General features: G+C 38.2%; 13 protein-coding genes. 6 read left to right on the plus strand and 7 right to left on the minus strand.

Features of this window, described 5'->3' with window-relative positions; genetic code table 11:
- Positions 1-225, plus strand: a 225-nt coding sequence (locus HRT50_RS15555) for a TonB-dependent receptor (RefSeq protein ID WP_291616122.1), incomplete at its 5' end; no start/stop codon positions are given.
- A gap of 146 nt (positions 226-371) precedes the next feature.
- Positions 372-1,529, plus strand: a complete 1,158-nt coding sequence (locus tag HRT50_RS15560) for a metallophosphoesterase (RefSeq protein WP_291616124.1) — start codon at positions 372-374, stop codon at positions 1,527-1,529.
- 191 nt (positions 1,530-1,720) lie between these two features.
- On the opposite strand, the gene HRT50_RS15565 is transcribed toward HRT50_RS15560, so the two are convergent.
- A complete protein-coding gene (locus tag HRT50_RS15565) occupies positions 1,721-2,446 on the minus strand; it encodes a YebC/PmpR family DNA-binding transcriptional regulator (protein WP_291616144.1) in 726 nt (241 codons plus the stop codon).
- Between the two features lie 363 nt (positions 2,447-2,809).
- Between HRT50_RS15565 and HRT50_RS15570 the strand changes: the two genes are divergently transcribed.
- The 4 genes from HRT50_RS15570 to HRT50_RS15585 are packed head-to-tail and all read left to right on the plus strand — an operon-like array spanning position 2,810 to position 5,386.
- Positions 2,810-2,995, plus strand: a complete 186-nt coding sequence (locus HRT50_RS15570) for a hypothetical protein (RefSeq protein ID WP_291616126.1) — start codon at positions 2,810-2,812, stop codon at positions 2,993-2,995.
- Complete coding sequence (locus tag HRT50_RS15575) at positions 2,950-3,159, plus strand: hypothetical protein (RefSeq protein WP_291616128.1); 210 nt, start codon at positions 2,950-2,952, stop codon at positions 3,157-3,159. The genes HRT50_RS15570 and HRT50_RS15575 overlap by 46 nt, the downstream gene beginning before the upstream one ends.
- A gap of 60 nt (positions 3,160-3,219) precedes the next feature.
- A complete protein-coding gene (locus HRT50_RS15580; protein WP_291616130.1) occupies positions 3,220-4,338 on the plus strand; it encodes an HlyD family secretion protein in 1,119 nt (372 codons plus the stop codon).
- Complete coding sequence (locus HRT50_RS15585) at positions 4,328-5,386, plus strand: DUF2955 domain-containing protein (RefSeq protein WP_291616132.1); 1,059 nt, start codon at positions 4,328-4,330, stop codon at positions 5,384-5,386. Before HRT50_RS15580 ends, HRT50_RS15585 begins: the two co-directional genes overlap by 11 nt.
- A gap of 190 nt (positions 5,387-5,576) precedes the next feature.
- Here HRT50_RS15585 and HRT50_RS15590 read toward each other — a convergent pair whose 3' ends face one another.
- The 6 genes from HRT50_RS15590 to HRT50_RS15615 all read right to left on the minus strand — a co-directional run.
- A complete protein-coding gene (locus HRT50_RS15590; RefSeq protein ID WP_291616134.1) occupies positions 5,577-6,338 on the minus strand; it encodes an SCO family protein in 762 nt (253 codons plus the stop codon).
- A gap of 6 nt (positions 6,339-6,344) precedes the next feature.
- Entirely contained in the window at positions 6,345-7,253 is a 909-nt protein-coding gene (locus HRT50_RS15595) for a heme o synthase (RefSeq protein ID WP_291616136.1), read from the minus strand.
- A 28-nt stretch (positions 7,254-7,281) separates the two neighbouring features.
- Positions 7,282-7,629: a cytochrome C oxidase subunit IV family protein gene (locus HRT50_RS15600; RefSeq protein WP_367238885.1), complete on the minus strand. Its 348-nt coding sequence runs from the start codon at positions 7,627-7,629 to the stop codon at positions 7,282-7,284.
- A gap of 7 nt (positions 7,630-7,636) precedes the next feature.
- Positions 7,637-8,338, minus strand: a complete 702-nt coding sequence (locus HRT50_RS15605; protein ID WP_291616138.1) for a heme-copper oxidase subunit III family protein — start codon at positions 8,336-8,338, stop codon at positions 7,637-7,639.
- Positions 8,339-8,347: 9 nt separating this feature from the next.
- Positions 8,348-9,031: a cytochrome c oxidase subunit 3 gene (locus HRT50_RS15610; RefSeq protein ID WP_291616140.1), complete on the minus strand. Its 684-nt coding sequence runs from the start codon at positions 9,029-9,031 to the stop codon at positions 8,348-8,350.
- A partial coding sequence (locus HRT50_RS15615) for a cbb3-type cytochrome c oxidase subunit I (RefSeq protein ID WP_291616142.1) occupies positions 9,031-10,288 on the minus strand: 1,258 nt, incomplete at its 5' end. The genes HRT50_RS15610 and HRT50_RS15615, both read right to left, overlap by 1 nt.

The raw sequence follows: 10,288 nt of genomic DNA on the forward strand, positions 1-10,288 counted from the left end.
GAAGCACCTTACAAGTTAGCCCTACCTTCATACGTAAGAAATGATGTTTCAGTCTCTTACACTATGGATGTAGCCAATGAGGCGGACTTACGTTTATTCGGTGGTGTTAATAACATCTTTGATAATAACGGTGCGTTTATCTTAGGTGGTAAAGGTAATTTTGATAGCGAGTACGGTGGTGGTAAAGGCCGTTATATCTATTTAGGTGCTGAAATCAGCTTCTAAGCTTAACAAACTAAGCTAATTGTTATGGAGGCTAGCCAAGCTAGCCTCCATTTTAAATCCTCACATGGAAGTCGCTTTCTTCTCTAGTAAGACGTTTCCTGCAGTACCTTACCCTTATCTTGTTTATCTCATTTTCCGGAGTTTCTATGTTTTCTTCTCTTTCCATTACCGCACGCTCAATCGCGCTAACATCAATTATATTGCTAGCTAGTAGTGCTTCAACTTTTGCTTTGCCTCTTTCAACGAATGTATCCGATGAGAAAGTAAAAGCTGACGCATTAGCACCAGTAAATGACGGCCCTTATGTTTTTGTTAATGAACAGCAACAACTTGAATCTTACTGGCTGTGCCAAGGGGAAGTGCTAACAAAAACCACTAAAATGGTTAACTTTCCTCTGTCGGTATCTGCTTGTAACATGCCTGCCGCGATACATGCTTTAAGCAGTATTGAAAATAAGGTACTTGAATTTTCAGGTGATTATCCAGTCGCAGCCTTAAGTGATTTTCACGGTAAATATGACTTAATGATTGAGTTATTAACCAATAACAACATTATTGATAAAAATAGAGACTGGGCCTTTGGTAGCGGACACTTTGTTATCACGGGTGATATTTTTGACCGTGGTGACAAGGTTACTGAAATACTATGGTTTTTATATGATTTAGAGCAGCAAGCGAAAAAAGCAGGCGGTGATATTCATCTGACTTTAGGTAACCATGAAGTGATGGTACTTAATGGTGATTTACGTTACTTACATGCTAAATATATTGAAACGGCGAGTAAGTTAAATAAGCCCTTTGAAACACTCTTTGCCGAAGATAGTATTATCGGTAACTGGTTACGTAGTAAACCGGTATTAGTAAAAGTAAATAATATGTTATTTGCTCACGGTGGTTTCCATCCAAGTTTGGCGACAGAAAAGCGCAGCTTAGTGGAAATCAATACAGTGTTTAAAGATAGCCTGGTTAAAGCTGAGCTTGATAAACCTCGGGAAGGCTGGGCAAAGTACTTGCACAAGACTAACGGCCCTATTTGGTATCGTGGTTACTTTGCAGCCGATCGCGGAAAAGATGGTGGAGCAACGTCTAGTGAAATTGACTTGTTACTTAAACATTTTGATGTCGAACATCTAATTGTCGGCCACACCTCACAAAAACAAATAGAGACCCGCTATCAAGGTCGCGTAATCGCTATAGATTCAAGTATCAAACGTGGCAATTATGGTGAGATATTATTTATCGAGAAGGGTAAAAAATGGCGTGGCAGCTTGAGTGGTAAAGTATTACCACTTTATCATCAATAAGGTATTAGTAAATACACCGTGATTAGGTGTTACCTATGTCACAAAAACCAAAAACCAAAAACCAAAAACCAAAAACCAAAAACCAAAAACCAAAAACCAAAAACCAAAAAAGCCAATATCAGTGATGATATTGGCTTTTTGGCTTTAGCTAAGGTAACAGTATCTAAACCTGTAAGTACTAGCTAGAGAGTTTAATCTTTAATTTCAGCATTATGATAAACGTTTTGTACATCATCACAATCATCTAACATGGCAATAAACTTCTCAAAGTTTGCTAGGTCTTCTTCACCTTCAACATCGATGTAGTTTTGTGGAACCCAAGTGATTTCTTCAACTTCTAACTCAAACTCTGGCATAGAGTTAGCAAATTCAGTTTTGATTTTGAAAAACTCAGTATGAGGTGCATAAACGGTAATAATACCGTCTTCTAATTCAACGTCACTTACATCAATATCAGCCATCATTAGGTTTTCTAATACGGTTTCATCATCTTCACCTTTAAAGGCAAAAACAGCTTGATGATCAAACATATGAGAAACTGTACCCGATGAACCAATTTTTGCGTTGCTTTTAGAAAAACATTGACGAACGTCTTTAATGGTACGGTTACCGTTATCAGTTAAACAGTCAATAATTACCATGCAGTTGCCTGGACCAAAGCCTTCGTAACGTGCTTCAACGAAATCTTCACCGCCAGCACCAGAAGCCTTCTTAATCGCATTTTCAATTACGTGAGTAGGAACTTGGTCTTTCTTGGCGCGGTCAATTAAGCCACGTAAAGTAAGGTTACCATCGGGATCAATACCACCATTTTTAGCACAAACGTAAATTGCTTTACCGTACTTAGAGTAAACTTTAGTTTTGGCCCCAGCGGTTTTGGCCATAGATAATTTGCGGTTTTGGTAAGCTCTGCCCATCTCAATGTCTTCTTTTATGTTCGAAAAATATAATGCGATAGATTCTACCAGCCTCAATGGTAGCTTGACTAGTGTTCTTACGGAAAATAGCAAAATACAGCCTTTACTCGGTGGGGCTATGATCTTGCTGGTCATTATTATTTAGTTACCGCAGCTGTTTAATAATCAAAATTTTATTCATAGCTACAATAATCAGCTAATGCAGTGCTTACTTAAACAAGTCCGTAACTAACAGTTATATCTGCCGCAAGTAAGTTAGCAATGAGCTGAAATTACAGTTAATAGCATTAAGTTACCTGACTTTGAAGTACTATTAAGCTTGTGATATAACCGTATTTACCATCTAGCTTAGGGAGTTCGATTGTGACTGAGCAACTAACAGAACAATTAGCAGAGCATTTAACAGAACAAGATATTATTAATAAAATTAGCCAGCGACAATGTTTTAAAGCGACTATTACCGGTGGTGCATTTACATTAAAATTGAGCGCTATACACCTGCAATGTCAGCAGCAATTCATGATGGCGGAAATTTCCGCGCAGAATTAGCAGATAACTGTTTGTTGGAAAAGTCAGATCGTTATTATGAAGAAGATCCTTATACCGGTAGTTTTATTAGTAAGCAAGCCATCACTTTAATCGCCCACGACTCGCGTTATGAAGATGACTTATCGATGATAATATCGAATAAAGTTAAGATGAGTGTCGCTTAATACCTTGTTGTATTTAATAAAATACTCAAATGTAAATTTAATTAGGGAAAGATAAATAGCATGTCAGAACAAAAGCAAGAACAAAAAACGGCCGAAGTAGCAGAGGTAACAGAAGTTAGCCATGACCCTGTACGCAAGATCACTAAATATGTCTTGGCTATTACCGCTTTAATCTTTATCTGGTACATCATAGCTGACAGACATGCGCCTTGGTCAGATCAGGCCAGAGTACAAACTTATGTTATCCCTATTGTGCCGCAAGTGTCAGGTCGGGTAACGGAAGTACTGGTTAAACAAGATCAAATAGTAAAAGCGGGTGAAGTCTTATTTCGTATTGACCCAAGTGATTATGAGTTGGCCGTTGAAGATGCTGAAGCTGCCTTGGAGTTAGCCGGACAAGAAATTGGTGCCGGTATGGCCTCTGTGGTTACCGCTCAAGCTCAACTTGTGGTGGCAGAAACCAATGTTGAACATGTTAACGCACAAAGTGCTCGTGTTTTTGAAATGGAGCGTAAAAATGTCCTTTCACATTCTGACGGTGACAAAGCACGTGCGGCAATCAAGGCGAGTAAAGCTCAGGTAATTAGTGCGGAAGCGAACTTAGATAAAGCCAAGCAAGCATTAGGTGTTGAAGGAAATGATAACCCTCGTATTCGCTCTGCCATGGCGAAATTGAAAAAAACACAACTTGATTTAAGCCGAACAGTAGTACTTTCACCGTCTTTAGGTGGCATTACTAACTTGCAAATTGATACCGGTTTTTATGCTAAAGCTGGCGCGGCAGCTATGACTTTTATTGAGGGTAATACGGCTTGGATTCAAGTGAATTTACGCGAGAATAATTTAGCCAATTTAGCCATAGGTAACCCAGTTGAAATAGCGCTAGATGTTGATCCTGGCACCATTTATCACGGAAAAATCAGCAGTATAGGTTTTGCCGTTGATACTTCTTCTACCAGTGCTGTTGGTGGGTTAGCAAATGTTGAGTCAAAAACTGGTTGGCTTAGAGATGCTCAACGTTTCCCGGTAATGATCACCTTTGATGATGACAGTACTAAAGGCAAGCGCCGTTTAGGCGGGCAAGCCGATGTACAAATTTATACCGGCGATAATTGGTTTGTGAACAGCTTAGGTTGGTTGTGGATTCGAGTACTAAGCATACTTTCTTATGTCTACTAGCATAAAAGCTAAGGTTAGTGCCAGGCCAGCTAGTTTTATTTTGACATTATATGCAGATGTTAATGCTATGCGTGTCTTGCGCTTTGCTTTTGGTGTTACTGTTGCTTGCGCTTTAGCTTATGGCATTAATTGGCCGCTGGCTTTTTTAATGCCTGTTTTTACCGCGTTGATTTTAGCAATGCCATTGCCAAAACCATCGCTAAAAGCTAGCCTCAACAACATGATGAGTACCTTACAAGCATTTGCTCTAGGGTTGGCTTTCTCATTGTTTTTTTTACAATATCCTATCGCCTATTTAATTGCGTTGGCCTTAGTGTTATTTCATTTATATTATTATTTAAACCGTGGTGGTTCGTTTTGGTTTACCTTAATGTCGATGATTGCCATTTTAGTGTTACCTATGATTGCTAATAGCAATGAAGGCTTAGCTATAGGGTTTTCGGCAGGTTTTGTTTATTCAAGCTGGTTAACCATTGCTATGCTTTGGCTGGCGCATTTTGTTTTTCCTGATCCAAGTTTTACCCAGTTTCCAGTAAAACCAAAATACACTAATCGCTATGCTAAAGTCGCCGCTCAGCTGGCCCTTAAAAGTACCCTAGTTACTTTTCCAATTGCCGCTGTGTTTATTACTTTTGGCTTGAGTGATTATTTGTTAATAATGATTTTTTCAGCGATATTCATCTTAAAACCTGATTTAACTCAAGGTAAAGAAGCCGGTCGAAACTCATTGTTGTCGACCTCGCTTGGTGGTGTATTTGCTTGGTTTTTCTATTGGCTAATTGTTGCGGTACCACAATTTTACTTTTACTTGCTGCTATTACTCGCAACGACGTTATTTTTTGGTCGCCACATCTTTGCTGGTACTAATATGTCGAAGTACTATAGCTCAGGATTTATTGCCTTATTAGTTATTATAAACAGTGCTATGGCGGCAGACTCAAATTTTAATGCTATTTTAGCCCAGCGTATTTTATTAATATCAGGCGCTATTATTTATATTGTTTGTGCGTTAAAAGTACTTGAGCGTTTTTTATTTACCACTAAATAAAGACTATTTAGTGCAGTGGAATCGTTGTTAACTACCCGGAGCTGAAATGCTTCTTTCCTTTCCTTTTGTTTATTTTACTTTATTGAAATGGGAGGGAATGGAGTTAACTTATTTTTAATGTTGCAATGCCTACTAGTTTTAGTCATTGGGTCATTTTAGGTAAGTTCACTAAAAAGTTCATTTTTAGAGCTTAGAGTAAACTGCGTTGTTGATAATATTTGATAACTTTTAGATAGTCGCGATAAAGAATATCAGGGGTAAAACTATTCATGCCAAGCTTTGTTACTTCAGGCATAAACACCGCCTGTAATTCAGCTGCTGGATTTATGAGTAATATTGTTAGCCCATGGCTAACTTGATAAAACGACTGATCTTTTGCCGCTGAAATAGCATCTTGGTTTTTAATGGCATGCTTATCCGCTTTATCTACATAAGCGCGATTAATTTTGACCTTTATCCCTAAACTTTGTTGAAAGCTTTGTGCATCTAGTGAGGTTTTTGCACGAAGGGCAACAAACTTATCTGAAAAATAATGAATGTACTGAGCAAGTATTGTTTGAGAGTCTCTGTCTGGGTCAATGGTATAAAAAATAAATTGTGTATCTAGCTTATCATTGCTTGCGTTGAGCAAGTTAGCAAGCTGAGTTAATGTGAATAAAGTCGTTGGGCAAATGTCAGGGCACTGAGTATAGCCATAACTAATAAAGTGCCACTTTCCGATGAAATAGTCACTATTAATAGCCTGTCCTAGATGGTTAGCTAGTTGAATATTTGTTAATAGCTGTGCCTCTTTTAATATAATGCCTTGTATCTTAGGCAACTCAATATCGGTATGAGAATCTGTGTTAGTGCTTAAACGATAAAAAAGTAGCGTTGATGTTATGACAACTAAAATAGGTAGTAATATTAAGGCTTGTTGCCAATTAGACTTATTCTTAGACAAGGTCTTCATGCCGGTTTACCACCAGTAAACAACAAGGCGGTCGAGTAATAAGGCAATAAAAAGTGCAATTAAATAATAAATGGAAACATAAAATGTTTTCAATGCTAATTGATTATCAACGGCCACTTTTAATTGAATGGCATAATAGCCAAACCATAGTCCTAACAGCAAAACTAATGATAAATAAAGCTCACCAGAATAGTGAAAAAAGTACGGTAATACACTAGCAATAATTGTTGCTAGTGTATAAAAAACAACGCAAGTCTTAGTATAGTTAACCCCTTTAATTACCGGCAACATGGGCACTTTAGCTCGTCGATAATCCTCAAGCCTATCTATTGCTAAGGGCCAAAAATGAGCTGGCGTCCACAAAAAAATAATCAGGGTTAATAATAGGGGTTCTAGAGCAATATTATTGGTGATACTGGTCCAACCTAACAAAGGTGGTATGGCGCCAGCAAAGCCACCATAAACAATATTTTGTGGTGTTCTATGTTTCAAAAAACAAGTATATATCAAGGCATAACCAATAAAGCCAACTAAGGTCAGTAATGCAGTTAAAAGGTTGATGTAATTTAACAATAAAAACATTGAGCTAGATACCAAACTAGCAGCAAAAAACAGCGCCTGCTTATTGCCAATGCGTTGCTTAACTAAAGGTCGCCATTGAGTTCTTTGCATTTTGGCATCAATGTTAACATCCACGACATGATTAATAACCGCTGCGGCACTAGCGGCAAAGCCTATGGCGATAGTTGAGATTATTATCAACTTAATGTCAAATTTTTGGGCACTGGCCAGATACATACCAACCATAGCGGTGATTAATATCATCAACACTACTTTTGGCTTACATAAGGTGAGGTAATCTTGCCAGCTAGCTAATTGAGATTCTTGCAACGAAGTGTTAGCGCTATTTTTCATTTGCTCTCCTACCTACAAAGCAATAATATCAAGGGTTAAAAAACGACATTATTCGGTTAACAAAAACATAATCTGCTTCACTCGACATCAGGGCAATAAAAATTAAAATAGCAATGGGTGGCAAAAATAGTAATAACTTAACGGCCATTCGCTCCCATGCTAAATGCATAAATACCATGATAATTAAGCCAGCTTTTAAAAACATAAAAACTAAAATAAGTGTCCATCTGAGTACGCCTTGAAATTGAAAGTAATCAACCATGTATGAACAGGCACTTAAGACAAAAAGTAATAGCCACACTTTCAGGTACATACTGATTGGATGCTGCTCAGACTTTGCTGCAACTATTTTTATTTTGGTGTTTTGTTTCATCATATTTGCCTCACCATAAATAGAAAAATGCAAAAATAAATACCCAAACCAAATCAACAAAATGCCAATATAGTCCGGTAATTTCAACGATGTGATAACCTTTCTGGTCGTACTTTCCTTGATTAATTCGTTTGGCAATCACGGTAAGATAAATAACACCAGCACTGACATGTAAGCCATGAAAACCGGTGATCATAAAAAATGCCGCGCCAAATTGATTCGCTCCCATTGGGTTCCCCCATGGCCGTATGCCTTCTTCTACTATCAATTTTGTCCATTCAAATGCTTGCATGCCAATAAAACTGGCGCCTAATAATGCCGTTGCTAGCATTAAATAGACGGTCTTTTTCTTATTTCCTTGATAGGCATAATTTACCGCCATAGCCATAGTGCCGCTGCTAGTGATTAAGATGAAAGTCATAATGGCGATTAAGACCAAGGGGATGTGATGACCAGCAATAGTTAAAGCAAAAACTTCACTTGGATTAGGCCAAGCAATAGCTGTTGACATACGTACGCTCATATAACTGGTAAGAAAAATACTGAAGATAAAGGTATCGCTTAATAAAAATATCCACATCATCAACTTGCCCCAAGGCATGTCAAAAGACTGTTTATCGGCGCTAAAATCGTTCACTACACTTTGCCAAGAAGAGGCACTAGTTACTTTATTGTTTGCCTCATGGTCTTTTTGATGGTCATCATTTTTCATAAACCCTCCCTAGAAGCCGCAAAATAAAGCAATAGTTTTAAAAGTATCGGCATCACTGGTTAATAAAAAAAATAGAAATAACCAAATAAAAAATAAATAATGCCAATACCGAGCACACAACTTGAGGCGGGAAGCTAGCTGTTGGTATGAGAGGTTAAAAGCAAAGAGCCATATACAACGCATGAATACTAATACGCCACCAATAATATGTAAGGCATGCACACCAGTAAGTAAAAAGTAATAGCTGTTAGCTGGGTTAGTAGTGATATAGAAACCTGACTGATTCAGTTGTTGCCAAACCTGAACTTGGCCACTGATAAACAGTAAAGTAAATAATGCTGTGGCTGTTAATGAAATAATTATGGCGTAGAGGCTTTGCTGTTCAGCAAATTTTTTCGCTAAAATAATACTAATACTTGCCAATAATAAATAAGCACTGTTTTGCCATAAAATGTCGGCATTGGTAAACGGTAACCATGGCTCTCCCGATAATGCTTGGAAATCAAAAGACTGAGTGCGTTGCAAAAAAGTTATGGTAAATAATAGAAATACCACAGTGATCACCGCCAATAAAAATTGTAATGCGGTACTCGCGGCTTTTTCTTTATTAAGTAGCGCAGAGGGTAGGCTAGCTTCTGGCTCTAACTCAGCGGGCAACCAAGGTTTTACTCGCAATGTTTTAATAATGTGCATTACTTCTCCCTCGGGCTATTATTTTGCTCATCAGCTAGATATTCAACGTCTTTGGGGGCGATATTTTGTGGAATAAAGTCATCTTTAACTTTAGGCACACTATAATCGTATGCCCAACGGTAAACCTGAGGTAATTTCTTACCCCAATTACCATGCCCTGGGGGGAATTGTGCTGTTTGCCATTCTAGTGATGTCGCTTGCCAAGGGTTCCTGCCTGATTTCTTGCCTTTAAAAGTACTCCAAATGACATTGATAATAAAAACCACTTGCACTAAACCAACAATAATAGCTGAAACCGTAATACCGGCATTAAGAGTCTGGGCGGATTCAGGAATGAAATCGGTATCTCCCATGGCATAATAACGTCGAGGTACTCCTAAAAAACCTAAATAATGCATGGGTAAATAGATAGCATAAGTGCCTAGAAATGTGCCCCAAAAGTGAAACTTGCCCAGTTTATTATTTAAAAAACGTCCGGTTACTAGTGGAAACCAATGATAAATGGCAGCAAATAATACCATTATGGGTGATACTCCCATCACCATATGAAAATGAGCAACAACAAAAAAGGTGTCTGACAAAGGTAAATCTATTACCACATTGCCTAACATCAGCCCTGTTAAACCACCATGAGTGAAAGTAAAAATAAAGCCAATGGCAAATAACATTGGCACGGTAAGATGGATATTGCCGCGCCATAAAGTTAACAGCCAGTTGTAAACTTTTAACGCCGTAGGAATAGCAATAATGAGTGTCGTGGTGGCAAAGAAAAAGCCAAAGTATGGATTCATACCGCTAACATACATATGGTGTGCCCAAACAACAAAACTTAAACCTCCAATGGCGATAATGGCCCAAACCATCATCCGATAGCCAAAAATATTTTTTCGAGCATGGATGGATATAACATCAGAAACCATGCCAAAAGCAGGCAAGGCCACTATGTATACTTCCGGGTGGCCAAAAAACCAAAATAAGTGTTGAAACAATATTGGACTACCACCGCTATGCTCTAATGTTTCTCCTAACGATAAAATGGCCGGCATAAAAAAGCTGGTACCGATCACTTTATCAAAAATCATCATAATGGCACTGACTAGCAACGCAGGAAAAGCTAACAATCCCAAAATCGTCGCGACAAAAATTCCCCAAAGAGTTAAAGGCATACGCATTAGCGTCATACCTTTGGTGCGAGCCTGTAAGATAGTGGTAACATAATTGAGACCTCCCATAGTGAAAGCAACAATAAATATGGCT

It is taken from the genome of Colwellia sp. (assembly GCF_013215345.1).
Classification (GTDB): domain Bacteria; phylum Pseudomonadota; class Gammaproteobacteria; order Enterobacterales; family Alteromonadaceae; genus Colwellia.

Coding starts and splice junctions, on each gene's coding strand:
- HRT50_RS15560 (WP_291616124.1), top strand. CDS start 372: ATGTTTTCTTCTCTTTCCATTACCGCACGCTCAATCGCGCTAACATCA.
- HRT50_RS15565 (WP_291616144.1), bottom strand. CDS start 2,446: ATGGGCAGAGCTTACCAAAACCGCAAATTATCTATGGCCAAAACCGCT.
- HRT50_RS15575 (WP_291616128.1), top strand. CDS start 2,950: ATGTCAGCAGCAATTCATGATGGCGGAAATTTCCGCGCAGAATTAGCA.
- HRT50_RS15580 (WP_291616130.1), top strand. CDS start 3,220: ATGTCAGAACAAAAGCAAGAACAAAAAACGGCCGAAGTAGCAGAGGTA.
- HRT50_RS15585 (WP_291616132.1), top strand. CDS start 4,328: ATGTCTACTAGCATAAAAGCTAAGGTTAGTGCCAGGCCAGCTAGTTTT.
- HRT50_RS15590 (WP_291616134.1), bottom strand. CDS start 6,338: ATGAAGACCTTGTCTAAGAATAAGTCTAATTGGCAACAAGCCTTAATA.
- HRT50_RS15595 (WP_291616136.1), bottom strand. CDS start 7,253: ATGAAAAATAGCGCTAACACTTCGTTGCAAGAATCTCAATTAGCTAGC.
- HRT50_RS15600 (WP_367238885.1), bottom strand. CDS start 7,629: ATGATGAAACAAAACACCAAAATAAAAATAGTTGCAGCAAAGTCTGAG.
- HRT50_RS15605 (WP_291616138.1), bottom strand. CDS start 8,338: ATGAAAAATGATGACCATCAAAAAGACCATGAGGCAAACAATAAAGTA.
- HRT50_RS15610 (WP_291616140.1), bottom strand. CDS start 9,031: ATGCACATTATTAAAACATTGCGAGTAAAACCTTGGTTGCCCGCTGAG.